The 25,043-nt window shown below is 68.8% G+C and carries 25 protein-coding genes; 13 read left to right on the top strand and 12 right to left on the bottom strand.

Annotated elements, in window-relative coordinates; translation table 11 throughout:
- Positions 1–3 precede the first annotated feature (3 nt).
- Genes QMO14_RS24490 through nadA form a run of 3 tightly spaced genes read left to right on the top strand, consistent with a single transcriptional unit; the run spans position 4 to position 3,089 of the window.
- A complete protein-coding gene (locus QMO14_RS24490; RefSeq protein WP_301510331.1) occupies positions 4–1,056 on the top strand; it encodes an NAD(P)H-dependent glycerol-3-phosphate dehydrogenase in 1,053 nt (350 codons plus the stop codon).
- Positions 1,057–1,081: 25 nt separating this feature from the next.
- Positions 1,082–1,960 (top strand): carboxylating nicotinate-nucleotide diphosphorylase, encoded by an 879-nt coding sequence (nadC, locus tag QMO14_RS24485; protein ID WP_301510329.1) that lies wholly within the window; start codon positions 1,082–1,084, stop codon positions 1,958–1,960.
- 7 nt (positions 1,961–1,967) lie between these two features.
- On the top strand, positions 1,968–3,089 hold the full coding sequence (nadA, locus tag QMO14_RS24480) for a quinolinate synthase NadA (RefSeq protein ID WP_301510327.1): 1,122 nt from the start codon (positions 1,968–1,970) through the stop codon (positions 3,087–3,089).
- A 128-nt stretch (positions 3,090–3,217) separates the two neighbouring features.
- Here nadA and QMO14_RS24475 read toward each other — a convergent pair whose 3' ends face one another.
- From QMO14_RS24475 to QMO14_RS24445, 7 genes are all read right to left on the bottom strand, one after another.
- A complete protein-coding gene (locus QMO14_RS24475) occupies positions 3,218–3,580 on the bottom strand; it encodes a 6-carboxytetrahydropterin synthase (protein WP_301510325.1) in 363 nt (120 codons plus the stop codon).
- Positions 3,581–3,634: 54 nt separating this feature from the next.
- Positions 3,635–4,273, bottom strand: coding sequence for a 7-carboxy-7-deazaguanine synthase (queE, locus tag QMO14_RS24470; protein ID WP_301510323.1), 639 nt, complete (start codon positions 4,271–4,273; stop codon positions 3,635–3,637).
- Positions 4,270–5,109: a pantoate--beta-alanine ligase gene (gene panC / locus QMO14_RS24465; protein ID WP_301510321.1), complete on the bottom strand. Its 840-nt coding sequence runs from the start codon at positions 5,107–5,109 to the stop codon at positions 4,270–4,272. The genes queE and panC overlap by 4 nt, the downstream gene beginning before the upstream one ends.
- A 14-nt stretch (positions 5,110–5,123) precedes the next feature.
- On the bottom strand, positions 5,124–6,029 hold the full coding sequence (panB, locus tag QMO14_RS24460) for a 3-methyl-2-oxobutanoate hydroxymethyltransferase (protein WP_301510319.1): 906 nt from the start codon (positions 6,027–6,029) through the stop codon (positions 5,124–5,126).
- 69 nt (positions 6,030–6,098) lie between these two features.
- Positions 6,099–7,685 carry an L-aspartate oxidase gene (nadB, locus tag QMO14_RS24455; protein ID WP_301510349.1) on the bottom strand — a complete coding sequence of 529 codons (1,587 nt, stop codon included), beginning with the start codon at positions 7,683–7,685 and terminating at the stop codon, positions 6,099–6,101.
- Between the two features lie 33 nt (positions 7,686–7,718).
- Positions 7,719–8,555: a ScpA family protein gene (locus QMO14_RS24450; RefSeq protein WP_301510318.1), complete on the bottom strand. Its 837-nt coding sequence runs from the start codon at positions 8,553–8,555 to the stop codon at positions 7,719–7,721.
- 75 nt (positions 8,556–8,630) lie between these two features.
- Positions 8,631–8,837 carry a DUF3460 family protein gene (locus QMO14_RS24445; RefSeq protein ID WP_093058036.1) on the bottom strand — a complete coding sequence of 69 codons (207 nt, stop codon included), beginning with the start codon at positions 8,835–8,837 and terminating at the stop codon, positions 8,631–8,633.
- A gap of 70 nt (positions 8,838–8,907) precedes the next feature.
- Between QMO14_RS24445 and QMO14_RS24440 the strand changes: the two genes are divergently transcribed.
- Positions 8,908–9,384, top strand: coding sequence for an outer membrane protein assembly factor BamE (locus QMO14_RS24440; protein WP_301510347.1), 477 nt, complete (start codon positions 8,908–8,910; stop codon positions 9,382–9,384).
- On the opposite strand, the gene QMO14_RS24435 is transcribed toward QMO14_RS24440, so the two are convergent.
- Entirely contained in the window at positions 9,381–9,932 is a 552-nt protein-coding gene (locus QMO14_RS24435; RefSeq protein ID WP_301510315.1) for a DsbC family protein, read from the bottom strand. The genes QMO14_RS24440 and QMO14_RS24435 overlap by 4 nt on opposite strands.
- Before the next feature lie 15 nt (positions 9,933–9,947).
- A complete protein-coding gene (locus QMO14_RS24430; RefSeq protein ID WP_301510313.1) occupies positions 9,948–12,215 on the bottom strand; it encodes an aminotransferase class V-fold PLP-dependent enzyme in 2,268 nt (755 codons plus the stop codon).
- Positions 12,216–12,317: 102 nt separating this feature from the next.
- Here QMO14_RS24430 and QMO14_RS24425 point away from each other — a divergent pair, with 102 nt between their 5' ends.
- Positions 12,318–12,779 (top strand): Lrp/AsnC family transcriptional regulator, encoded by a 462-nt coding sequence (locus QMO14_RS24425; RefSeq protein ID WP_301510346.1) that lies wholly within the window; start codon positions 12,318–12,320, stop codon positions 12,777–12,779.
- Positions 12,780–12,893: 114 nt separating this feature from the next.
- The gene (locus QMO14_RS24420; RefSeq protein ID WP_301510312.1) at positions 12,894–14,609 is read left to right on the top strand and encodes an enoyl-CoA hydratase-related protein; all 1,716 of its coding nucleotides are present in this window, start codon (positions 12,894–12,896) and stop codon (positions 14,607–14,609) included.
- Positions 14,610–14,624: 15 nt separating this feature from the next.
- On the opposite strand, the gene QMO14_RS24415 is transcribed toward QMO14_RS24420, so the two are convergent.
- Entirely contained in the window at positions 14,625–14,831 is a 207-nt protein-coding gene (locus QMO14_RS24415) for a hypothetical protein (protein ID WP_301510311.1), read from the bottom strand.
- Between the two features lie 28 nt (positions 14,832–14,859).
- A complete protein-coding gene (metG, locus tag QMO14_RS24410) occupies positions 14,860–16,962 on the bottom strand; it encodes a methionine--tRNA ligase (protein WP_301510310.1) in 2,103 nt (700 codons plus the stop codon).
- A 202-nt stretch (positions 16,963–17,164) separates the two neighbouring features.
- On the opposite strand from metG, the gene QMO14_RS24405 reads away from it, so the two are divergent.
- The 4 genes from QMO14_RS24405 to QMO14_RS24390 all read left to right on the top strand — a co-directional run bounded on the left by QMO14_RS24405 (position 17,165) and on the right by QMO14_RS24390 (position 20,392).
- Complete coding sequence (locus QMO14_RS24405) at positions 17,165–17,836, top strand: hypothetical protein (RefSeq protein ID WP_301510309.1); 672 nt, start codon at positions 17,165–17,167, stop codon at positions 17,834–17,836.
- A gap of 178 nt (positions 17,837–18,014) precedes the next feature.
- Positions 18,015–19,046 (top strand): isocitrate/isopropylmalate dehydrogenase family protein, encoded by a 1,032-nt coding sequence (locus tag QMO14_RS24400; protein ID WP_301510308.1) that lies wholly within the window; start codon positions 18,015–18,017, stop codon positions 19,044–19,046.
- A 36-nt stretch (positions 19,047–19,082) separates the two neighbouring features.
- Complete coding sequence (locus QMO14_RS24395) at positions 19,083–19,772, top strand: YceH family protein (RefSeq protein WP_301510307.1); 690 nt, start codon at positions 19,083–19,085, stop codon at positions 19,770–19,772.
- 119 nt (positions 19,773–19,891) lie between these two features.
- On the top strand, positions 19,892–20,392 hold the full coding sequence (locus QMO14_RS24390) for a hypothetical protein (protein ID WP_301510306.1): 501 nt from the start codon (positions 19,892–19,894) through the stop codon (positions 20,390–20,392).
- A 43-nt stretch (positions 20,393–20,435) separates the two neighbouring features.
- Here QMO14_RS24390 and QMO14_RS24385 read toward each other — a convergent pair whose 3' ends face one another.
- Positions 20,436–21,632 carry a patatin-like phospholipase family protein gene (locus QMO14_RS24385; RefSeq protein WP_301510305.1) on the bottom strand — a complete coding sequence of 399 codons (1,197 nt, stop codon included), beginning with the start codon at positions 21,630–21,632 and terminating at the stop codon, positions 20,436–20,438.
- A gap of 86 nt (positions 21,633–21,718) precedes the next feature.
- Here QMO14_RS24385 and apbC point away from each other — a divergent pair, with 86 nt between their 5' ends.
- The 3 genes from apbC to QMO14_RS24370 form a co-directional block, all read left to right on the top strand.
- The gene (gene apbC / locus QMO14_RS24380) at positions 21,719–22,810 is read left to right on the top strand and encodes an iron-sulfur cluster carrier protein ApbC (protein WP_301510304.1); all 1,092 of its coding nucleotides are present in this window, start codon (positions 21,719–21,721) and stop codon (positions 22,808–22,810) included.
- Positions 22,811–22,826: 16 nt separating this feature from the next.
- Complete coding sequence (locus QMO14_RS24375) at positions 22,827–23,771, top strand: LysR family transcriptional regulator (RefSeq protein ID WP_301510301.1); 945 nt, start codon at positions 22,827–22,829, stop codon at positions 23,769–23,771.
- A gap of 169 nt (positions 23,772–23,940) precedes the next feature.
- Positions 23,941–25,043, top strand: a 1,103-nt coding sequence (locus tag QMO14_RS24370) for an OFA family MFS transporter (protein WP_301510300.1), incomplete at its 3' end; no start/stop codon positions are given.

Raw genomic sequence — 25,043 nt, 5'->3', positions numbered from 1 at the left:
CCGATGAAGATCTGCGTTCATGGCGCCGGCGCCTGGGGCACGGCGGTCGCGGTCAACGCGGCGGCCCGCCACGAAGTCACGCTCTGGGCGCGCGACGCCGCCCAGGCCGACGCCATGTCGGCCGCGCGAGAAAATTCCCGCTACCTGCCCGGGCTGGCCCTGCCGGCCTCGCTGGCCGTGCGCGCCGGCGACATCGCCCAGGCGCAGGCCGGCGCCGACCTCGTCATCGTGGCCACCCCCATGGCCGCCCTGCGCGAACAGCTCGTCGCGCTGCGCGGCACCAGCGCCGCGGTGGCGTGGCTGTGCAAGGGCGTCGAGCCCGCGCTCGATGCTTCCTCCCCCGCATCCTTCGGCCTGCTGGCCCATGAAATCTGGGCGCAGGTTGCTCCTGAATTGAGAGCTGGCGTGCTCAGCGGCCCCAGCTTCGCGCAGGAAGTCGCCGAAGGGCGGCCGACCGCGCTGGTGGCCGCCAGCCCGCACGCCGCCGTGCGCGACACGCTGGTCGACGCCTTCCACGGCCCGGCGCTGCGCGTCTACGCCAACGAGGACATCGTGGGCGTGGAGGTGGGCGGCGCGGTCAAGAACGTGCTGGCCATCGCCACCGGCCTGTGCGACGGCCTCGCGCTCGGGCTCAACGCCCGCGCGGCGCTCATCACGCGCGGCCTCGCCGAGATGACGCGCTTCGGCCTTGCGCTGGGCGCCCGCGCCGAGACCTTCATGGGCCTTTCGGGCCTGGGCGACCTGGTGCTCACGTCCACCGGCGACCTGTCGCGCAACCGCAAGGTCGGCCTGTTGCTCGCGCAGGGCCGCACGCTGGCGCAGGCCGTCGATTCGCTGGGCCACGTGGCCGAGGGCGTGTACTGCGCCCGCACGGTGGTGCAGCGCGCGCGCGGCCTGGGCATCGAGATGCCCATCGCCGAAGGCGTGGTCGCGCTGCTCGACGGCCGCATGAGCCCGCAAGACGCCGTGGCGGCCCTCGTCGGCCGCGAGCCGGTGCCGGAATCGGTGCAGCAGCCCCAGTCGGGGGCCGCCGCTTCCCCTCGTCAATCCCCCTGAGAAAAACGCAGAGACAAAGAGAGCCATGAGCCTTCGCTTTGATTTTTCAGCGTCGGCCGTGGCCGCGCTGGCCCTGTCCGATGCCACCCGTGCATTGCAGGAAGACGTCGCCGACGGCGACCTCACCGCCTCGCTGGTCGACCCCGCCCGCAGCGCTCGCGCCCGCGTGCTGGCGCGCGAGGAGGCGGTGGTCTGCGGCGCGCCCTGGGTCGAAGCCACGCTGCGGCAGCTCGATCCGCAGGTGCGCATCCAGTGGCTCTGCGCCGAGGGTGAGCGCTGCGCGGCCGGCCAGACCGTGCTCGAGATCGAAGGCTCGGCCCGCGCGCTGCTGACGGCCGAGCGCACCTCGCTCAACTTCCTGCAGCTGCTGAGCGCCGTCGCCACCAAGACCGCGATCTACGCGGACGCCGTGCGCGGCACTCGCGCGCGCATCGTCGACACCCGCAAGACCATCCCGGGCCTGCGTCTCGCGCAGAAGTACGCGGTGCGCACCGGCGGCGGCCTCAACCACCGCATCGGCCTTTACGACGCGGTGCTCATCAAGGAAAACCACATCGCAGCGGCCGGCGGCGTGGCCGCGGCCCTGCGCGCCGTGGCACCCGTGGCAGCGAAGGCGGAGTTCGTCGAGGTCGAAGTCGAGACGCTGGCCCAGCTGCGCGAGGCGCTCGATGCCGGCGCGCGCATGGTGCTGCTCGACAACATGGACCTGCCCACGCTGCGCGAGGCCGTGCGCATCAACGACGAGGCCGGCGAAGACCGCAAGGCCGTGCTGGAGATTTCCGGCGGCGTCACACTGGACGGCCTGCGCGCCCTGGCCGAAACCGGGGTCGACCGGATTTCGATCGGTGCCCTGACCAAGGACGTCAAGGCGATCGACTACTCGATGCGTTTCCAGGAAGGCTGATCCGCCCATGTCGTCCACGGTCATCGACGTCGACTACGAGCAGCCCGCCGAAACCAGGGCCGGCGCCGTCTGCGACACACGCCACGCCTGGGCGCGCGTGCCGCCCGAGCCATCGCCCGACGAGCGCATCGCGCTGAAGGAGCGCATTCGCCGCCTGCTGCGCGAACGCAATGCGGTCATGGTTTCGCACTTCTACGTGCACCCCGACCTGCAGGACCTCACCGAGGAAACCGGCGGCATCGTGAGCGACTCGCTCGAAATGGCGCGCTTCGGCCGTGACCACGCCGCGCAGACGCTGGTGGTGTCGGGCGTGCGCTTCATGGGCGAGACCTCCAAGATCCTGTCGCCCGAGAAGCGCGTGCTGATGCCCGACCTCGACGCGAACTGCTCGCTCGACCTGGGCTGCCCGGTCGAACAGTTCAGCGCCTTCTGCGACCAGCATCCCGACCGCACCGTGGTCGTCTACGCCAACACCAGTGCCGCCGTGAAGGCGCGCGCCGACTGGCTGGTCACGTCCAGCTGCGCGCTCGACGTGGTGAACGCGCTGCACGCGGCGGGGCAAAAAATTCTCTGGGGCCCCGACCGACACCTGGGCGACTACATCCAGCGCCAGACCGGCGCCGACATGGTCAGCTGGAACGGCGCCTGCATCGTGCATGACGAGTTCAAGGCGCTGGAGCTCGAACTCCTCATGAAGGAGCACCCGAAGGCCAAGGTGCTGGTGCACCCCGAGTCGCCCTCGGACGTGATCGCGCTGGCCGACGCGGTCGGCTCCACCTCGGCCATCCTCAACGCCGCGCAGCGGATGGATGCCAAGGAGTTCATCGTCGCCACCGACAGCGGCATGCTGCACAAGCTGCGCACGCTGAACCCCGGCAAGGTCTTCATCGAGGCGCCCACGGCCGGCAACGGCGGCACCTGCAAGAGCTGCGCGCATTGCCCCTGGATGGCGATGAACGGGCTGGTGGAGCTGGCGAACGCGCTGGAGACGGGCGCGGGCGAGATCCATGTCGATCCGGCGCTGGGGCGCCGGGCGCGGGTGCCCATCGACCGGATGCTGGCGTTCACGGCCGGGCTGAAGAACGGGCAGGCGCCTGGCAGCCTGGTAGCAGGCATCGGCGCCGCCTGAGGTGTTGTCCCCTCTCCCGCTTGCGGGAGAGGGCTAGGGTGAGGGGGAGGGCCTTGCAACATCGCGCGGCCGTTGATGCCGCTCACCCTCACCCCAACCCTCTCCCCGAGGGGAGAGGGAGCAAGACCCTAGAACTCCACCGTGCAGGAATCGCCTAGCGCCTCGCGCCACACCCTCACGCGCGCCAGCGTGGGCCGCAGGTCCGGCAGCGCATCCGCGATGAACACGCACAGGTTCTCCAGCGTCGGCGGATGCAGCCCCGGCACGTCGTCCAGCAGATGGTGGTCGAGCTGCTCGCGCACTTCCTCGAGCCGGCGGCGCAGCAGGCCCAGATCGATCACCATGCCGGTCACAGGATCGCGCTCGCCCGAAAGCCACACCTCCGCGTGATAGGTGTGGCCGTGGATACGGCGGCTGCCTTCGGCCTCGATCTCGCGCTTGAGCGTATGGGCGGCATCGAAGAAGAAGCGTTGGCTGATGGTGAATCGCATCGTCAAAACAAGAACTCAGGGGGAAAAGGGGCGGGGGCGGTCGGGGCGGCCGCCTCAGCGGATGCCGGTCATCTTGTGGGTCTGCACGCTGAGGCGCCACACGGGCTGCTTCATGCACTCGGCAATGCAAAGCTCGGTGTTCGCGAGCTGGTCGGGCCCGTCCATGGGCTGCAGGAAGCGGTGGGTGAACTCGCCGGTTCGCGCCATGGCGTCGAGGTCGATGCCGGGCTGGGGCCACACCAGCTTCAGCTCCTGGCCGCGCCGCTGCACCCACGGCGCGCCGGCCTTGGGGCTGATGCACAGCCAGTCGATGCCCTCGGGCGCCTCGACCGTGCCGTTGCTCTCCACCGCGATGCGGAAGCGTCGCGCGTGCAGCGCGTCGACCAGCGCGGCATCGACCTGCAGCAGCGGCTCGCCGCCGGTCAGCACCACCAGCCGGTGGTCGGCATCGGTGGCCGGCCATTGCGCGGCGATGGTGTCGGCCAGCAGATCGGCGGTCTTGAACTTGCCGCCCAGCGTGCCGTCGGTGCCGACGAAATCGGTGTCGCAGAAACGGCAGATGGCCGAGGCGCGGTCTTCCTCGCGGCCGGTCCAGAGGTTGCAGCCCGCGAAGCGGCAGAACACGGCCGGCATGCCCGCCTGGCCGCCTTCGCCTTGCAGCGTGTAGAAGATTTCCTTGACGCTGTATGTCATGGCGCCGGCGTGTCGATTTCGAGGTTGTCGATCAGCCGCGTGGTGCCCAGCCGCGCGGCGGCCAGCGCCACCAGCGGGTCGCCGGCCGTGGGCGCCTGCAGGTCGGTGCGGCGGCGCAGCACCAGGTAGTCGGGCTGCCAGCCACGTTCGGCCAGCGTTTGCATGGCACGCGTCTCGATGGCCGCCAGGTCGCGTTCGCCCGAGCGCACTGCTTCGGCCATCGCCTTCAGCGCCTTCGACAGCTGCACCGCCTCGGCGCGCTCGCTCTCGCTGAGGTAGCCGTTGCGCGACGAGAGCGCGAGGCCGTCGGTGGCGCGGAAGGTCTCGCCGCCAACGATCTCGATCGGCAGCGCGAACTGCCGGACCATGTGGCGGATCATCATCAACTGCTGGTAGTCCTTCTTGCCGAACACCGCCACGCGCGGCTGCACGCACTGGAAGAGCTTCATCACCACGGTGCACACGCCGACGAAGAAGCCGGGGCGGAAGTGGCCTTCGAGGATGTCGGCCAGCGCCGGGTCGGGATGCACCTTGCAGGTCTGGGGCTCGGGGTAGAGCGCCTTCTCGTCGGGCGCGAACAGCACGTCGCAGCCGGCCGAGCGCAGCTTCTCGCAGTCGCTGTCCCAGGTGCGCGGGTAGGTGTCGAAGTCTTCGTGGGGCAGGAACTGCAGGCGGTTCACGAAGATGCTGGCCACGGTCACGTCGCCCAGCGGCCTGGCCTGCTTCACCAGGGCCAGGTGGCCGTCGTGCAGGTTGCCCATGGTGGGGACGAAGGCGGGGCGCTTGAAGGCGGCCAGGTGGTCGCGAAGTTCGGCGATGGTGTGTGCGATGTACATGAGGGTTTCCTTCCTTACCAGGCGTGGAGTCGGTCGTCGGGGAAGCTGCCGTCCTTGACGGCCTGAACGTAGGCCTTCAGCGCGGGCAGCACGCCCGGCGCGTCGGCCATGAAGTTGCGCACGAACTTCGGCATCTTCCCGAGGTTGATGCCCAGCATGTCGTGCAGCACCAGCACCTGTCCGGCGGTGGCCTTGCCGGCACCGATGCCGATGGTGGCGCAGTGCTTCAGCTCGCCGGTGAGCCCGGCGGCCAGCGCGGCGGGCACCATCTCCAGCACCAGCATCGCGGCGCCCGCGTCCTGCAGTTCGTGGGCCTGCTGCTTCAGCAGCGCGCCGGCGGTGTCGCCCTTGCCCTGCACGCGATAGCCGCCGAGCGCATGCACCGTCTGCGGCGTGAGGCCAAGGTGGGCGCACACCGGAATGCCGCGCTCGACCAGGAAGCGCACGGTGTCGGCGGTCCAGCCGCCGCCTTCGAGCTTGACCATGTGCGCGCCGGCCTGCATCAGCACGGTGGCGCTGCGCAGGGCCTGCTCGCGCGATTCCTGGTAGCTGCCGAAGGGCAGGTCGGCGATCAGCCAGGCCGTGCCCTGCACCCGGCGCAGGCCGCGCGAGACGCTGTCGGTGTGATAGCGCATGGTGTCCAGGCTCACGCCCACCGTGCTGTTCAGGCCCTGGCAGACCATGCCGAGCGAGTCGCCGACCAGCAGGCAGTCGACCCCGGCCGCGTCGGCCATGGCGGCGAAGGTGGCGTCGTAGGCGGTGAGCATCGCGATCTTTTCGCCGCGCGCGTGCATGTCGGCCAGGCGCGGCAGGCTCACGGGCTTGCGCGAGGCAGGCGGGGAGGCCGGCGGCAGCGTGCCGTAGGGCGAGGCCGGTGGTGCTTCCGTGACGGGGGTGTTGGCTGGGGTGATGTTCGACATGGTTGGGTTTCTCCCTGCGGGCGTCGGTGGCCGGGCATCCTTGAGTGAAGAAAAACGAACGGGTGAGGGTTATCGGTCTGCCGGAGGCACCAGCACCGTGGGCGCGGTGGGCTCGGCGAGCGAGGGGTAGTCGCGGCTGAAATGCAGGCCACGGCTCTCGTGGCGGGCCTGCGCGGAACGCACGATCAGCTCGGCCACCTGCACCAGGTTGCGCAGTTCGAGCAGGTCGCGCGTGACGTGGAAGTTCGCGTAGAACTCCTGGATCTCGGCCTGCAGCAGCGCGATGCGATGGCTCGCGCGCTCCAGGCGCTTGTTGGTGCGCACGATGCCGACGTAGTCCCACATGAAGCGGCGCAGCTCGTCCCAGTTGTGGGAGATGACCACGGTCTCGTCGGCGTCGATGACGCGGCTGTCGTCCCAGGCGGGCAGTTCGGCGCGCTCGCGCACCGGTGCCGAGGCGATGGCGCCAGCCGCCGCGCGCGCGAACACCATGCACTCGACCAGCGAGTTGCTGGCCAGCCGGTTGGCGCCGTGCAGGCCGGTGCAGGCGGTCTCGCCGATGGCGTAGAGGCCGGGCACGTCGGTGCGACCGCTCAGGTCGCTGAGCACGCCGCCGCAGGTGTAGTGCGCGGCCGGCACCACCGGGATGGGCTCGCGCGTGATGTCGATGCCCAGCTCCAGGCAGCGCGCCATGATGTTGGGGAAGTGTTCCTTCAGGAACGCTGCCGGCTGGTGCGAGATGTCGAGGTACACGCAGTCCAGGCCATGCTTCTTCATCTCGAAGTCGATGGCGCGGGCCACCACGTCGCGCGGAGCGAGTTCGGCGCGCTCGTCGTGCTTCGGCATGAAGCGGGTTCCATCGGGCAACTTCAGCAGGCCGCCTTCGCCGCGCACCGCCTCGCTGATCAGGAAGGACTTCGCGTGCGGGTGGTACAGGCAGGTCGGGTGGAACTGGATGAACTCCATGTTCGACACCCGGGCGCCCGCGCGCCACGCGGCCGCGATGCCGTCGCCGGTGGCCGTGTCGGGATTGGTGGTGTACAGGTACACCTTGCCCGCGCCGCCGGTGGCCAGGATGGTGTGCGGCGCGCGGAAGGCCAGCACCTCGTCGGTTTCACCGTCGAGCGCGTACAGGCCCAGGCAGGCGGGGTCGTCGAGCCCGATCTTCGGACCGGTGATGAGGTCGACCAGCGTGTGGTTCTCGAACAGCGCGATGTTCGGCGTGCGGCGCACGCGTTCGATCAGCACCTGCTGCACCGCCGCGCCGGTGGCGTCGGTCACGTGCACGATGCGCCGCTGGCTGTGGCCGCCTTCGCGCGTCAGGTGCAGGCCGCCGCCGGCTTCCTCGGACTCTTCCGAGAAGGGCACGCCCAACTCGCGCAGCCAGCCGATGGCTTCGGGCGCATGCTCGACCACGAAGCGCGTGGCCTCGGGGTCGCACAGGCCGGCGCCGGCCACCAGCGTGTCTTCGACGTGCGCATCGAAGCTGTCGCCCGCCGCGAGCACGGCCGCGATGCCGCCCTGCGCCCAGGCGCTGGAGCCGTCGTTCAGCGCGCGCTTGGTCAGCACGGCCACGCGGTGCGTGGGCGCCAGGTGCAGCGCGGCCGAGAGGCCGGCCAGGCCGCTGCCGACGATGAGGACGTCGAAGTCGCGCACGACGGAAGTCACTGGGTATGGGGACCGGTTGGGTCAGGCTGGCGAATAAGCCAATCTGACGTAGATGGGGGCGAAGGCCTCGGCCTGCGTGATCTCGATCAGCGTCTCCTTCGCAAGCTCCAGCATCGCGATGAAGGTGACGATCAGCACCGGCACGCCGCGCGACACGTCGAAGAGCTTCTCGAATTCGACGAAGCGCTGGCCCTGCAGGTGGCGCAGCACGATGCTCATGTGCTCGCGCACGTTGAGCTCCTCGCGCGAGATCTTGTGGTGCTGCACGAGCTTGGCGCGCTTCATGATGTCGGCCCACGCGTCGCGCAGCTCGATCACGTCCACGTCGGGAAAGCGCGGCTTCAGCGACTGCTCGATGTAGACCTGCGCCTTCCAGAAGTCGCGCCCGTAAGTCGGCATGGCGCTGATGGCGGCGGCCTGCAGCTTGGTCTGCTCGTACTCGAGCAGGCGGCGCACGAGCTCGGCGCGCGGGTCTTCGGCCTCTTCGCCGTCGGCCACCTTCTTGGGCGGCAGCAGCATGCGCGACTTGATCTCGATCAGCATCGCTGCCATCAGCAGATATTCGGCCGCGAGCTCGAGGTTCGTCTGGCGGATCTCGTCGACGTAGCTCAGGTACTGCCGCGTGAGCCCCGCCATCGGGATGTCGAGGATGTTGAAGTTCTGCTTGCGGATCAGGTAGAGCAGCAGGTCCAGCGGGCCTTCGAAGGCTTCCAGGAACACCTGCAGCGCCTCGGGCGGGATGTACAGGTCCTTCGGCATCGCGAAGAGCGGCTCTCCATAGAGCCTCGCGAGCGCGACCTGATCGACCACCTCGGGCATGTCGACCACCAGCGTGCCGTTGTCCTCGTCGCTCTTCATTGGGTTGCCGCTATTGTTTCAATAGCAATCGGCGCAATGCGGACGGGTGGGTGCTGCCGATTCGGCATCGGGGAGTTACTTGGCCTGGGTCTGGTAGACGTAGGGCTGCATCGGCACGCGGGCTTCGCTGTACTCCTCGAGCAGGCTGCGGTCGAGGTGCTTGTCCCAGAGGAGGGCGCGGCCAGCGCGCTGCTCGGCTTCCAGCGTGGGCTTCTTTTCCTTCATTTCCTCGATGAAGTTCGTGATCTCGGAGGTGTAGTGGGGGCGGCGGAAGATGGACATAGACTGGACCTTTGTTGGTGCGAATTTTACCGGGGACGGCATGGAGCGAATTCTGGGATGGCGGATCGGCATGGTGGCGGGGTGCCTGGCGGCGGCGATCGGGCTGGCAGCCTGCGACTCGAAGAACATCAGCGAGCTCGAGGAAGGCGTCTCCACCGAGGCCGACGTGCGGGCACGCTTCGGCCAGCCCGAGAACGTCTGGGACGCCCCCGGCGGCGCCCGCGTGTTCGAGTACAACCGCCAGCCCGCGGGCCAGAAGAACTACATGATCACCATCGGCACCGACGGCAAGATGAGCGCCCTGCGCCAGGTGCTCACGCCCGAGAACTTCGCGAAGGTGCAGCCCGGGATGATGATGGAAGACCTGCGCAAGATGCTGGGCAAGCCCGCCAAGGTCACGCCCTATGCGCTCAGGCGCGAGACCGAATGGGAGTGGCGCTGGGTGCAGCCGCCTAACTCCGCCATGGTCTTCACCGCCACGCTCGATGACGACCAGCGCGTAGTGCGCAGCGGCTCGTCGCCCGACCGTGGCACCGAAGCGCCCTAGCTCCGGTCGCTGCCTGCCAGCAGCTGTTCGATCCAGCGCGCCGGAATCGCGCCCGGCACGAAGGTGCCGTCGCCGAAGACCAGCGCGGGCGTGCCCCGGATGCCGAGCCTGCGCCCGAGCGCGGCATTGCGCTGCAGCGCCGATGCATCGCAACCGCCGGCGATTGCGGCGGGCTCGGTGCCTTTCTCGATCCAGGCTTCCCAGCCCGCGGCCTTGTCCTTGCCGCACCACAGATTGCGCGCCTTGGCCGACGAATCCTCGCCCAGCACCGGATATAGAAACACGTGCACCGTGACGTTGTCGAGCGCCTTCAGGTCCTTGTCGACACGCTTGCAGTGGCCGCAGTTCGGGTCGGAGAACACCGCGATCCGCCGCTTGCCGTTGCCATGTACGACCTTGATCGCGTCCTGGAAGGGCAGTTGCTCGAAGCGCATGCCGTCGAGCTTGCCGAAGCGCCCTTCGACGGAATCGGAGCGGCGCTGGGCGAAGGCAGCCGGCAGTGCGCCGAGTGCGCAAGCGGTGAGGAGAAAGTTGCGGCGGAGATTCACTGAAGCCTTCGAAAGTCAGACGGCCTGCGCATGCAGCGCTTCGGCGGACGATTCTCGCGGCCACAGCGCGAGCCCTCCGGCCAGGCTCCATGCCTGCGCATGGCCCAGCCGGCGCAGCGCCCTGGCGGCCTGCGCGCTGCGGTTTCCGCTGCGGCAGAAGAACACCACCGGCGTCTGTTCGGGCAGCGCCAGCCAGTCGGGCAGGGCGTTGGGCAGCCTCGACAGCGGCACGGCCTGCAGCCGGGTCGCCGCGTCGAGCACGGGCGCGTGGCCGACACGCTGCTCGTAGGGCTCGCGCACGTCGACCAGCACGAGGCCGGGGTGCGCCTGCTGCAGGGCTGCCAGCGCCTCGGGCTTGAGGTCGAGGGCCGGGCCGGAGGTGCAGGTGTCGACGCGGGCGCCGCAGGCCATGGTCCGGTACTCGGTGAGCGCGAGGCCGCGCTCCAGCGCTTGCTTGGCGCTCGCGAAGCCGGCCGCGTCGAGGGCGCCGGAAAGAACCTGCTTCAGCAGCGGCTGGGCGGCGCATTCGGTATCCAGCGTGGCCGCGAAGCGGTCGTCGTAGTCGTGGCCCGGCAGCATCAGGGTGCCGGGCTGCAGCGCCTGCTGCAACTTGAGCAGCGAGGGGCCGTAGGCCATCGGCTCGCTCTGCGCGAAGTCGCTGCGGCCCAGCGCGCCGGGCATCACGGTGTCGCCGACGAAGGCCAGGCGCAGGCCGCCGGCGTCGTGCAGCAGGTAGGCGGTGGAGTCGGCGGTGTGGCCGGGCAGCGCCAGCCGCGTGAGCCACTGCGTGCCAAGGTCGATCTGCTGTGCGCCTTGCGGCCATCCGAGCGCATCCACGGGGCCGGCTTCGCGTTGCGATTCGGGCACGGCGGCGAGCAGTTCGGGGCCCGAGGAGGCGTGGTCGCCGTGGCTGTGCGTGTCGAGCACGGCGGCCAGCGTGTAGCCGTGGCAGCCCAGCCATTGCGTGAGCTGGCCGGTCAGTTCGGGCAGCGGGTCGATGACCACGCAGCGGCGGCTGGCGGCATCGGCCAGCAGGTAGCAGCAGGCGCCGTCCACCACGAAGCGGGTCAGCCGCTCGGGCGGCAGCGCATGGCTCTGCGGCGTGGTGCTCAGGCAGCTGTCGCGCAGCGATTCGCCGCACGAGGCGATGCGGGCACAGGCCTCGTCGATGAAGGCGTCGTCGGTGGCCGGTCCGAAGGACAGCCGTACCGCCGATGCGGTGCGCCACGCGGGCAGCCCCATCGCTTCCAGCACGTAGCTGGGCCGGGCCTTCGACGCGCCGCAGGCGGAGCCGCCGCTGACGCGCATGTCGGCGGCGTCGAACAGGTCCAGCAGCAGCTTGGAGCTCAGGCCGGGCACCGAGAAGTTCAGCGTGGTCGGCAGGGACAGCTCGGGCGGCGCGTTGAACACCAAGCCCGGGAAGGCATCGCGCAGCGCGGCGGCGAGGCGGTCGCGGTAGGCGGTGAGCGTGCCGTGGTCCTGGAAGGTGGTCCCTTCTTCCAGCGCCTCCAGCACGGCGCCCAGCGCCGCGATGCCCGACATGTTCTCGGTGCCGGAGCGCAGCGAGTCTTCCTGGCCGCCGCCGGCCATCAGCGGCGTGAAGGGCGCGCCCTGGCGCACGTACAGCATGCCGATGCCCTTGGGCGCATAGAGCTTGTGGCCGGAGAAGGGCGCGTAGTCGATGGGCCGCTCGCCCAGCCACAGCGGCAGCTTGCCGAGGGCCTGCACGCTGTCGACCATCCACAGCGCCGGGCTGCTTGCGAGCGCGGCGGCGATGCCGTCGAGGTCGCTCACCACACCGGTCTCGTTGTTGGCCGCCATCGTGCAGACCATGCCGGCGCGCGGCGCATGGGCGCGCAGCCAGCCGAGGTCGTGGCGGCCGTCGCGGCCCACGGGAATGGCCTGCACCTCCAGGTTCAGGCCCAGCAGGGCGTTCCAGTGCCGGAGCGCCTCGGGCACGGCCTTGTGCTCGGTCGCGCCGTAGAGCAGCAGATCGGCGGCGGTATCGCCGGCCTGGCGCCGGGCGCGCAGCGCGCTCAGGGCCGAGAGCACGGCGGTCTGGATGCCTTCGGTCGCGCCGCTGAGGAACAGCAGCTGCCCCGAGGGCGCGCCGATCACCCGGCGGGCGCGGGCGCGCACGGCGTCCATCAGCGCCCGGGCCTTCAGGCCGGTGGTGTGGATGCTGCTGGGGTTCCCGAAATCGCCGGCCATGGCGGCGAGTGCCGCGGCGCGGGCCTGGGCAAGAACGGGGGTTGTGGCGTTGGCGTCCAGATAGATTTCCATGGACAGGATTCTGCAAAGCCGCGCAAGGAAAAGGCTTGCGTTCCAGGCTCCATTTCTTCAGTATTTGAGAACACTGTTCTCAAAAATATGAAAAAGATAAAAATAGATTCCATGGATCGCAAGATCCTCGAACTGCTGCAGCAGAACGCCGAGTGGCAGGTCGCCGAGCTGGCCGCGAAGGTCGGCCTGTCGCAAACGCCCTGCTGGCGGCGCATCCAGCGCCTGAAGGAGGCCGGCGTCATCACCCGCAGCGTGACGCTGGTCGATCCGCAGAAGGTGAACGTGGGCGTCACCGTGTTCGTTGCCGTGCGCACCCGCACGCACTCGCAGGCCTGGTTCGAGCACTTCAAGGCCGTGGTCGACGTGATTCCCGAGGTCGTCGAGTTCTACCGGATGAGCGGCGACATCGACTACCTGCTGCGCGTGGTAGTGCCCGACATCGCGGCCTACGACAAGGTCTACAAGCGCCTGACCGCCGACACCGACCTGTCGGACGTGAGCTCCAGCTTCGCGATGGAGGAAATCAAGTTCACCACCGCGCTGCCGCTTTCCTACGTCGAATGAGAACAGCGGCAAGGCCGCCATGCGAACTTTCAGTCAACTTATCCGGAGCGAGACTTGCAGATACATTTTTGACATTCGTTGACATTTCGTCACCGACATTACCGAGGCCGTCCGATGCACATCCTGCTTGTCGCGAGCGCGTTCAACAGCCTGACGCAACGGGTTCTCGCCGAACTCCAGGACCGTGGCCACACCGTCGGCGTGGCGCTGGCCCTCGGCGATGACGATGCACTGCGCGAGGCGGTGCGGGTGCATGCGCCGCAGCTCGTCGTGGCGCCGATGCTGACCACCGCGATCCCCGAGGACATCTGGAGCGCCCACACCTGCCTGATCGTGCATCCCGGTCCGCCGGGCGACCGGGGGCCCTCGTCGCTCGACTGGACGCTGCAGGGTGCCGCCGAGAGCTGGGGCGTCACCGTGCTCGAGGCCGTGGCCGAAATGGACGCGGGCGACGTCTGGGCCTGGTCGCCGCTGAAGCTGCCGCCGCTGGCCGGCAAGAGCGACCTGTACCGCGGCGAGGTGGCCGACGCGGCGCTCGACGCGGTGCTGCTCGCCGTCGAGCGTTTCGCCTCCGGCAGGCACAAGCCGCAGAAGCAGGAGCCCGAGGCGCTCGCCGCCGGCTGGCGGCCCTTCATGAAGCAGGAGGAGCGGCGCATCGACTGGACTTGTGACCCGACCGAAGCAGTGCTGCGCAAGCTGCGGGCGGCCGATTCGCAGCCCGGCGTGCTCGACGAGCTGCTGGGCGCGCGCTGGTACCTGCACGGCGGCCACCCCGAGGACGAGCTGCGCGGCGGCAGGCCCGGTGAGCTGATCGCCACCCGCGCCGGCGCCATCTGCCGCGCCACCGTCGACGGCGCGGTGTGGATCGCGCAACTGCGCCCCTGGCGCGAGCCCGGCTCGCGCCTGCCCAGTTACAAGCTGCCGGCCGTCGAGGCGCTGGACGATCTGCTGCCCTTCGAAGTGCCCGAGGTGCCGGCGCCACTGCAACTGCCGGCCGGGCGCTGCACCTTCTCGGACATCCGCTACAGCGAGCAGGGCGATGTCGGCGTGCTGAACTTCAGCTTTCCGGGCGGCGCGATGAGCACCACGCAGTGCCGCCGGCTGCTGGAGGCCTACCGCTTCGCCTGCACCCGCCCGACCTCGGTGCTGGTGCTGGGCGGCGTGCGCGATTTCTTCTCCAACGGGATTCATCTCAACGTGATCGAGGCGGCCGAAGATCCGGCCGAAGAGTCGTGGGCCAACATCCACGCGATGAACGACCTCGTCGAGGCCGTGCTGACCACCACCGACCGGCTCACCGTGTCGGCGCTGGGCGGCAACGCGGCGGCCGGCGGCGTGATGCTCGCGCTGGCGGCCGACGAGGTGTGGTGCCGCGACGGCGCCGTGCTCAACCCGCACTACAAGCTGATGGGGCTGCACGGCTCGGAATACTGGACCTACATCCTTCCGCGCCGCGTGGGCGAGAGCGAGGCGCTGCGGCTCACGCAGTCGGCCCTGCCGGTGAGCGCGAAGCGCGCGGTCGAACTCGGCATGGCGGAACGCGTGTTGCAGGCCGCGCCCGAGGAACTGGGGGCCGAAGTGGCCCGGCTGGCAGCGGAACTCGCCGCATCGCCGGAGCTGGCCGATCGCATCGCGCGGAAGAAGGCGATGCGCGAGCACGACGAATCGGTGAAGCCGCTGCAGCGCTATCGCGACGAGGAACTGACCCACATGCGCCGCAACTTCTTCGACGCGCGCGAGCCGCATGCGGGGCTCAGGTCGGCGTTCGTGCGGAAAGAGAAGGCGCTGCACACGCCGCCGCACGTGGCCCGGCTGGGGCTGGCGGACTGAGCCTTCGACGCCCGTTTACTGGCTGTCGGGAATCACCGCATCCGCCGCAGCGCCCACGGCCTTGCCCGTGATGCGCGCGGTGCCGATGGCCGCGTCGGCCGCCAGTCCGACCGCGCCGGCGCCCACGCTCACCGCGGTGCTGGCCACCGTCACCACGGCGCAGCCGCCCAGCATTGCCGAAAGCGATGCAAGCAGAAGGAGGCGGCGCAGCAGTGCGGTCATGGCGGTTCCTTTTCTTCGATGAAGCCGGTCAGCGAACCCGCATGCCCGGCGTCGCGCCCGGCCAGGGTTCGAGCACGTGGATGCCGGGGTGGGCCTTCTCGTCGCCATGGCTGGCGGCCAGCACCATGCCCTCGCTCACGCCGAACTTCATCTTGCGCGGCGCGAGGTTGGCGACCAGCACGGTGAGCTTGCCCACCAGCTGCTCGGGCTGGTAGGCCGAGGCGATGCCGCTGAACACGTTGCGGGTCTTGCCTTCGCCCGCGTCGAGCGTCAGGCGAAGAAGCTTGCTGGAGCCCTCGACCTTCTCGCAGGCCACGATCTTCGCGATGCGCAGGTCGATCTTCGCGAAGTCGTCGATGGTGATGGTGGGCGCGATGGCCTCGCCGCCCGGCAGCTCCGTCGTCTCCTGTGCCGCGGCGGGGGCTGCAGCAGCGGCGGGTTCGGGCGCGTCGAAGAGCTTGTCGACCAGCTTGGCGTCGGCGCGCTGCATCAGGTGCTTGTACTCGCCGATGGCGTGGCCCACGGGCAGCGGCTGCGCCGCGTCGGCCCAGGCCAGCGGCCGGATCTTCAGGAAGGCCTCGACGTTCAGCGCCAGCGCCGGCAGCACCGGCTTCAGGTACAGCGTGAGCAGGCGGAAGGCTTCGATGCACACGGTGCACACGTCGTGCAGGCGTGCCTCGGCGCCTTCCTTCTTGGCCAGCTCCCAGGGCTTGTTCTGGTCGACGTACTCGTTGACCTTGTCGGCCAGCGCCATCACCTCGCGCAGCGCGCGGGCGTAGTCGCGGCCGTCGTAGAGCGAATGCAGCTGCGCCGCCGCGTCGCGCAGCGTGAACAGCAGCGCGTCGCCGTCGGCCGAGACCTCGCCCAGCTTGCCGCCGAAGCGCTTGCCGATGAAGCCCGCCGCGCGGCTGGCGATGTTGATGTACTTGCCCACGAGGTCGCTGTTGACGCGCGCGACGAAGTCCTCGGGGTTGAAGTCGATGTCCTCGTTGCGGCCGTTGAGCTTGGCGGCGATGTAGTAGCGCAGCCACTCGGGGTCGAGCCCGATCGACAGGTACTTGAGCGGGTCGATGCCGGTGCCGCGGCTCTTGCTCATCTTCTCGCCGCTCACCGTGAGGTGGCCGTGCACGTACACGGCGTCGGGCGCCTTGCGGCCGCTGAAGTGCAGCATCGCGGGCCAGAACAGCGTGTGGAAGGTGATGATGTCCTTGCCGATGAAGTGCACCTGCTCCAGCTCGGGGTCGGCCATGTACTCGGTGTACGAGATGCCGTCGCCACCCAATTCGATGCAGCGCTTGTCCAGCAGGTTCTTCAGCGAGGCCAGGTAGCCCACGGGCGCGTCGAGCCACACGTAGAAATACTTGCCCGGCGCATCGGGGATCTCGATGCCGAAGTAGGGTGCGTCGCGGCTGATGTCCCAGTCGCCGAGGCCGCCCTTGCCCTCGTCGTCCTTGTAGAGCCACTCGCGGATCTTGTTCTGCACCTCGGGCTGCACGTGGCCGGCGGCTGCCGTCCATTCCTTCAGGTAGGCCTCGCAGCGCGGGTCCGAGAGCTTGAAGAAGAAATGCTCGGAGCTGCGCAGCTCGGGCTTGGCGCCCGAGAGGGCCGAGTAGGGGTTGATCAGCTCGGTGGGTGCGTACACCGCGCCGCACACCTCGCAGTTGTCGCCGTACTGGTCCTTCGAGTGGCAGTTGGGGCACTCGCCCTTGATGAAGCGGTCGGCCAGGAACATGCCCTTTTCGGGGTCGTAGAACTGCTCGACGCTCTTGGTGCTGATGAGACCGTTGGCGCGCAGGTCGCGGTAGATGTCCTGCGCGAGCTGGTGGTTTTCTGGCGCGTCGGTCGAGTGCCAGTTGTCGAAGGAGATGTAGTAGCCGTCGAGGTACGGCTTGCGGCCGGCCGCGATCTCGGCCACGAAGGCCTGCGGCGTCACGCCGGCCTTGTCGGCCGCGATGGTGATGGCCGCGCCGTGGGCGTCGTCGGCGCACACGAAGTTGACGTCGGCGCCGTTCATTCGCTGGTTCCGCACCCAGATGTCGGCCTGGATGTACTCCATCATGTGGCCGATGTGGAACTTGCCGTTGGCATACGGCAGGGCGGTGGTGACGAAAAGCTTGCGCGGGGCGGACATCGGGGAGGGCGCTTTCGGGAGTGTCGGGAGTGGCTGACGGGGGAACCGGGCATTTTAGGTCGCGCGGCCCTGGGGCGGATCGGGTGGCGCTATCGACCCTCACGCCGCATCCCACTGATGCTGCCGGCTGCTCACGATGTGTTGACAAACCCGCCGGAAGTGCATGGCATCATCCGCCCTCCAAAAACCAGGGAGGATTCCAATGCACAGCAACAAGTCATTCGTTTTCAGGGCGATTCTGGGCGCGGCATTCGCAGCCGCAGCGAGCGGCAGCGCCACGGCAGCAGCACCATCTTTCGCGGACTGTTTCAAGCTCGAGCCGGGCCTGGCCTACACGCTGAGCGACCGGTCGAAGGTCCGGATCGTCAAGGGCCAGTTCGCGGGCAAGGCCGCGATCGGCGTGGTGAGCGTCGACCAGGGCGTCAAGAGCGTGAAGTACTTCGACGAGACCGGTCGCCAGCGGCTCGGTTCCGAGCAATACGGCATCGCGGGCCTGGGAGGCGACGCCAGCAAGGTCGTCATCAAGGAGGTCTTCGCGGCGCCTTTCCCCGAGGTTCCGGCCGATGCCAAGCCGGGCGGCACCTTCAGGCTGGCGGGCAAGGGCACCAGGACGACCAGGGACGGCAGCGAGGCCTTCGACTTCGGAAACAAGTACCAGTCCGAGCACGTCTTCGTCGGCTTCGAGAACCTGGAACTGAAGCCGAACTACAACTCGCGCACTTTCGAGAACGTCTGCCACCTGAGCTCGCGCGGCGAGGACAACTCGGTCGACTCCTGGTACGCGCCGCAATACGGCGTCATCAAGATGCAAGTGAAGACCTCCAAGGGCGAGCCGCTCTTCAGCTACGAACTCGACGGCCTGGAAGAGCGTTGAGCCGTCGGCGGGATGCCGGCTGGGAATAAGGCTTTGGTTTCGCCGCGGCGCCCTGGCGTGGGATGATTCCCGCCGGAGATCGCCCGCTGGTGTGTCGCATCCGGTGGCAAGCGATGCGCACGACGTCGGGCGGCCGGTCTCCTCAAGTTTTTTCGCCAATCGACCTGAGCGCCCCACCATGACCACTCCCATTCCCGCAACCCTGATCCCCGGCGACGGCATCGGCCCCGAAATCGTCGACGCCACGCTGGCCGCGCTCGACGCGCTGAAGGCGCCTTTCGCCTGGGACACGCAGATCGCCGGCCTGGGCGGCGTCAAGGCTTCGGGCGACCCGCTGCCGCAAGCCACGCTCGACAGCATCCGCAAGACCCGACTCGCCCTGAAGGGCCCGCTGGAGACCCCTTCGGGCGGCGGCTACCGCTCGTCGAACGTGCGGCTGCGCGAGGAATTCCAGCTGTACGCCAACCTGCGCCCCGCGCGCACCATCATTCCGGGCGGGCGCTTCGACAAGATCGACCTGATGGTCGTGCGCGAGAACCTCGAGGGCCTGTACATCGGCCACGAGCACTACGTGCCCATCGACGGCGACCCGCACGCCGTGGCCATGGCCACCGGCATCAACACCCGCCAGGGCAGCCGCCGCCTGCTCGAATACGCCTTCGACACGGCCGTGGCCACCGGCCGCAAGAAGGTCACGCTGGTGCACAAGGCCAACATCATGAAGGCGCTCACGGGCATCTTCCTGGAGACCGGCCTGGACCTCTACGAGAAGAAGTACAAGGGCAAGTTCGAGCTCGACACGGTCATCATCGACGCCTGCGCGATGAAGCTGGTGCTCAACCCCTGGCAGTTCGACATGCTGGTCACGACCAACCTGTTCGGCGACATCCTCTCCGACCTCGTGGCCGGGCTGGTCGGCGGCCTGGGCATGGCGCCCGGCGCCAACATCGGCACCGACGCGGCGATCTTCGAGGCGGTGCACGGCTCCGCGCCCGACATCGCCGGCAAGGGCATCGCCAACCCCATTGCCTTGCTGCTGGCCGCCGCGCTGATGCTCGACCACGTGAAGCTGCCCGAACTGGCCACGCGCCTGCGCAGCGCCATCGACGAGACGCTGAACATCGACAAGGTGCGCACCGGCGACCTGGGCGGCACGGCGGGTACGGCGGCGTTCACGAAGGCGCTGGTCAGCCGCATCCACGGCGCTTGAGTCCCGCTGCGGCCGCGTTTCCCTTTTCGAGTTCACATGTCATCGACAACCCTTCCAGTCCTTTCCCTGGTCGAAACCCGCGTGCTCGGCGTGCTCGCCGAGAAGCAGCGCACCGTGCCCGACAGCTACCCGCTCACGCTCAACTCGCTGGTGTCGGGCTGCAACCAGAAGACAAGCCGCAACCCGGTGCTCGAACTTACCGAGTCGCAGGTGCAGGCCGCCATCGACAGCCTGCGGGGCTACAGCCTCGTGGCCGAGACCAGCGGCGGGCGGGCCTTCCGCTACGAGCACAACGTCGACCGCGTGCTGCGCATCCCGTCGCAGTCGGTGATCCTGCTGACCGTGCTGATGCTGCGCGGCCCGCAGACCGCGGGCGAACTGCGCATCGCCTGCGACCGCATGCACAACTTCGCGGATATCTCGTCGGTCGAGGGCTTCCTCGACGAGCTCGCCGAGCGCCCGGCCGGCGCGCTGGTGGTGAAGCTGCCGCGCCTGCCCGGTGCGCGCGAGAGCCGCTGGGCGCATCTGCTGAGCGGCCCTCCGGCCGAGGAAACCATGCGGCCTGCCGGTGTGTCGTCCGATGCGGGGCAGGTGTCGCACGACGTGTCTCTGGGCGAGGTCGCGGCGCTCAAGGCCAACGTGGCGCGGCTCGAAGTCGAGGTGGCTTCGCTGAAGGCGCTGCTGGGGCGGGTGTGCTCGGAGCTGGGGATTTCCGAGGCGGGGTGACCGGCCCCCCGAGTGCCCTTTGAGCACCCTCTGATCGCGCCATTTCACACGGGCTTCACGCAGCCCGCACATCCGGTGTCTAACTTCGGCCTCCCTTGCGAACACCCCTGGAGCCCTGCATGGACAACGGACACACCGTCGCGTGGCGCGACCACATGCCCTTCGACGACATCACGCGCAGCGCGCTCGCATGGCTCGCCGCGCTGGCCGGCATTGCGAGCCTCTATGCCTTCTTCTGGTGGACTGCATCGGCCACCGGCTTCTTCCTTTTCGACGGCTGGCGCCACACCTGGCAGAGCCTGGGCACGGCGATCGTGTTCCGTGACCTGGACACCGTCTACTACCTCCTGAGCTGGGTCTTCTCCGTGTTCGGCGGCCTCTATGGCTGGTTCGCGCTTGTCGGCTTCGCCTTCACGCATCGGCGCGGCTGGGAGACCGTCGCTCCATGGATCAGGATCGGCTGCGCCATCGGCGTGGCTGCCGGGCTGGCCTTCGAGCCGGGGCGCCTGCTCGCGCTGGCGCCCATCGTCTGCGTGGTGGCGCTGCTGCTGCGTTCGATGATGCCGGTGCCATCCGTTGCGGCAGCGCTTGGCTGCCGGACAGCGGCACGTCCAGACTGAACTTCACCGGGTCCATCGTGACCGGTGTGCGAAGGAGCCGGCTTTACGCCTCTTTCCATCCGAAGAATCGCAGCACCTCTTCGCGCTGATTCAGCGTGTCGGCGCGCCCCAGCGCCATCAGCTCGCGCGTGTAGCCCGATTCGAACAGCAGGTAGCTCGCGAGCGCGCCGCCCTTCACGTCGGCCGCCACTTTCGAGCCGCCCAGCAGGTGCCGCACCGCGCCGGGCAGGGCGTCGACGTGGCGTGCCGCGATCACGTCCAGGCGCTCCGAGGGCGAGATCACCAGCAGGTCGAGCGGGCGCAGGTTGCTCGCCGCGCGCGCCTCCTCGGGAATCAGCCCCAGCGTGTGGTTGATGCGGCGCAGGCGCTCGATGTCCACCGCCAGCGCGTCCAGGAAGATGCTCGACAGCGCATGGCCCGCGATCTGCGCCATGGTCGGATAGCCGCTGTGGGTGTTGGGCGCGGTAGCGTCGCGCGGCTCGTGCATGCGGCCCGCGCCGATCACCACGATGCGCTGCGCGCCGAGGTGTATGGCCGCCGCGATGGGCGCCGACTGGCGCATCGAGCCGTCTCCGAAGTATTCGGTGTGCCCCTGCATCGGCAGGGCCGTGGCCGGGAACACGAAGGGAATGGCCGACGAAGCCAGCAGGTGCGCATGCGTGATGCTGTCGCGCACCGACAGGCGCTGCGAGCGCACCCACGGCTCCATCGGCACGGCGGCCTCGAAGAAGGTGACGTGCTCGCCCGAGCTGTAGCTCGACGCGGTCACGGCCAGCGCCTGCAGGTGGCCTTCCTTCATGAGCTGCGGCAGGCGCTCGAGAAGCACCATGCGCTGCAGCAGCTCCGACAGCGGCGTGTTGTCCAGCAGCGACTTCGGCTTGATGCGCATCCAGTTGGCCGCGAAGCGCCCGAAGCCGAGCAGCATGCGCCAGCGCGTGCCGCTGCCGATCACCGAGAGCGAATCGGCGCGGTACACCTGCTCGGCGCGGAACTGGCCCCAGACCTCGGCGATGTGGCCCACCACGTAGTCGAAGTCGTCGCAGCCGCAGGCCAGCGCCGCCGCGTTGATGGCGCCGGCTGACGTACCTGTGATGACCTGGAAGGGGTTGGCCGCGCCGGTGATTGCCGTGCCGGCCGCGCGGCGGATCTCGGCAATGGCTTCCAGCACACCGACCTGGTAGGCGGCCCGGGCGCCGCCCCCGGTGAGCAGGAGACCTGTGACGGGGCTTGTCTCGGGCATTTTTGTTCGTTGTCGGGCTATTGGAGGCGCTTGGAGTGCGGGCCTGGAGAGCACCTTAGACTACCGGCCATTCAGGAGTTTGATCAATGGCACTCACCCCAGAAGGGCTCATGGAGGCACTCAAGGCCGTCCAGGACCCTAACACCGGCAAGCCTTTCGCGGCGACCCGTTCGTTCAAGAACCTCCAGGTCTCGGAGGGCGACGTCTCGTTCGACCTCGAACTCGGCTACCCGGCCAAGAGCCAGCATGCGGCCATCCGCAAGGAGCTTGTGGCGGCCGCCAAGGCGCTGCCGGGCGTGGAGAACGTGTCGGTCAACATCATCACCAGGGTCATCAGCCACGCGGTGCAGCGCGGCGTGCAGCTGATGCCCAACGTCAGGAACATCATCGCGGTGGCCTCGGGCAAGGGTGGCGTGGGCAAGAGCACCACGGCGGCCAACCTGGCGCTGGCGCTGGCGTCCGAAGGCGCCACGGTCGGCCTGCTCGACGCCGACATCTACGGCCCGAGCCAGCCCATGATGATGGGCATCGAGGGCCGCCCCGACAGCGCCGACGGCAAGACCATGGAGCCCATGGAGCGCCACGGCGTGCAGGTGATGTCGATCGGCTTCCTGGTCGACCAGGACCAGGCCATGATCTGGCGCGGCCCCATGGCCACCCAGGCGCTGGAGCAGCTGCTGCGCCAGACCAACTGGAAAGACCTCGACTACCTCGTCGTCGACATGCCCCCCGGCACCGGCGACATCCAGCTCACGCTGAGCCAGCGCGTGCCGATGACGGGTGCGGTGATCGTCACCACGCCGCAGGACATCGCGCTGCTCGACGCAAAGAAGGGCATCAAGATGTTCGAGAAGGTCGGCGTGCCGATCCTGGGCATCGTCGAGAACATGGCAGTGCACGTGTGCTCGAACTGCGGCCATGCCGAGCACATCTTCGGCGCCGACGGCGGCAAGAAGATGGCGGCCGAATACCAGATGGAGTACCTGGGCGCGCTGCCGCTGGACATCAGGATCCGGCTGCAGGCCGACAGCGGCGCGCCCACCGTGGTGTCCGACCCCGAGGGCGAGGCGGCCGGCATCTACAAGGCGGTGGCCCGCCGCGTGGCCGTGGGCATCGCGGAGAAGGCGAAGGACTTCTCGGCGAAGTTCCCGACGATCTCGATCAGCAAGAACACCTGAAGAACGGCCTTTTCAGATGAACCTGCTCGCCTCGATGCGCTACCTGGTGGCGCTGAACGAGCACAAGCACTTCGGCCGCGCCGCCCAGGCCTGCCACATCACGCAACCGGCCTTGTCGAACGCGCTGCGGGCGCTGGAAACCGAGTTCGGCGTCGTCATCGTCAAGCGGGCACGCGTTTACGTGGGCCTCACGTACGAGGGCGAGCGCGTGCTGGCCACTGCGCAGCGCATGCTGCGCGACAACGAGGTGCTGCTGCAGGAACTGCGCAGCGACGTGGACAACCCGCACGGGCGCCTGCGCATGGCGGCCGTGCCCACCGCGATACCGATGCTCTCGCGCTTCGCGGCGATGCTGCAGGAGCGGCACCCGGGCATCGTGCCGGCGGTGCTCTCGATGAGTTCGCAGGACCTGGAGACGGGACTGGAAAGCCTCTCCATCGACCTCGCGCTGGGCTACACCGAGCGCATGCACCTGCCGGGCATCAAGCTCAGCGCCTGGCCGCAGAGCGTGGAGCACTACTTCCTGCTGCGCCGCGCGAAGAAGCCCTCATCCGACGAGCTGCGCATCGGCCAGCCGATCTCGTGGGCCGAGGCGGGCAGGCTGCCGCTGTGCCTGCTCACCTCCGACATGCACAACCGCGCCATCGTCGACCAGGCGCTGCGCGAGGCGGGCGCGCCGGTGAGTCCGGCCATCGAGACCAACTCGGTGCTGGCTCTGGCGCTCGCGGTGAGCGCGGGCACCGTCAGCAGCGTGCTGCCCGGAGGCATGGTGGATGCGGTGCGTACCCACCGCGAGCTGGAGGCGCTGCCGCTGGTGGCCCCGGACGTGCGCACGCCCATCGGCTTCATGACGCAGGACGGCGTGCGCGCCTCGCGCGCCCTCGAGGCCGCGCTGGCGTTCATGCAGGCGCCCGAGTGGCAGGCGCATCTGCAGCAGCATGACGGCTCGCTCGGCGAGTGAGCGCCGGTTCATCGCCGGGCGAGCATCGGACGATTGCCACCAAAGGCCTACTCATTTAGTTATTGAATCAGGTCATGCCCTGATCGAATTTGACGGCGCTTAAACCGTTCGCAGACACTCCGCGCCCCGGATTAGCAAAAACTTACACATCCGGCGAACAAGGAGAAATATGGCAGGTTCATCTGCAGGCGTTCTCGATGGAGAACGCGTCGTTGGGGGAGGGGTGCAGACGCAACCCGGCTTCCTGGAAAAAGAACGCATCATCGCGGGCCCCGGCTTCAACCGCTGGCTCGTCCCACCGGCCGCATTGGCCATCCACCTTTGCATCGGCATGGCCTACGGCTTCTCGGTGTTCTGGCTGCCGCTGTCGAAGGCGCTGGGCACCGCGGGCACCGGCGCCCAGGCCTGCGCCAAGGACATGAGCTTCTTCGCCGAGCTCTTCGCCACCGGCTGCGACTGGCGCGTGGCCACCCTCGGCTGGATGTACACCCTGTTCTTCGTCTTCCTCGGCTGCTCGGCGGCCCTGTGGGGCGGCTGGCTCGAACGCGCGGGCCCGCGCAAGGCCGGCGTGGTGTCGGCGCTGTGCTGGTGCGGCGGCATGCTGCTGTCGGCACTGGGCATTCACCTGCACCAGTTCTGGCTGATGATCCTCGGCTCGGGCGTGATCGGCGGCATCGGCCTCGGGCTGGGCTACATCTCGCCGGTGAGCACGCTGATCAAGTGGTTCCCCGACCGCCGCGGCATGGCCACCGGCATGGCCATCATGGGCTTCGGCGGCGGCGCGATGATCGGCTCGCCGCTGGCGGTCGACCTGATGAAGCGCTTCTCCACCGCCACCGACGTGGGCGTGATGCAGACCTTCGTGGTCATGGCGCTGGGCTACTTCGTCTTCATGATGGCCGGCGCGCTGGGCTACCGCGTGCCGCCCTCGGGCTGGAAGCCCGAAGGCTGGACGCCGCCCCCGGCACAGACCAGCAACACCATGATCACGCAGCGCCACGTGCACGTGAAGAAGGTCTGGGGCATTCCGCAGTTCTGGCTCGTGTGGCTGGTGCTGTGCATGAACGTGAGCGCGGGCATCGGCGTGATCGGCATGGCCTCGCCCATGCTGCAGGAAGTGTTCGGCGGCGCGCTGATCGACCTGCCGGCCAGGTACGGCGAACTCGACAAGACGCAGCTCGCGGCCATCGCCGTGGTGGCGGGCGGCTTCACCGCGCTGCTGTCGCTCTTCAACATCGGCGGGCGCTTCGTGTGGGCGAGCTGTGGGCGAGC

The organism is Variovorax sp. CAN15 (assembly GCF_030462475.1).
Classification (GTDB): domain Bacteria; phylum Pseudomonadota; class Gammaproteobacteria; order Burkholderiales; family Burkholderiaceae_C; genus Variovorax.
The sequence above is the reverse complement of the archived record's forward strand: the minus strand, read 5'-3'. Positions and strand labels throughout refer to the sequence as shown.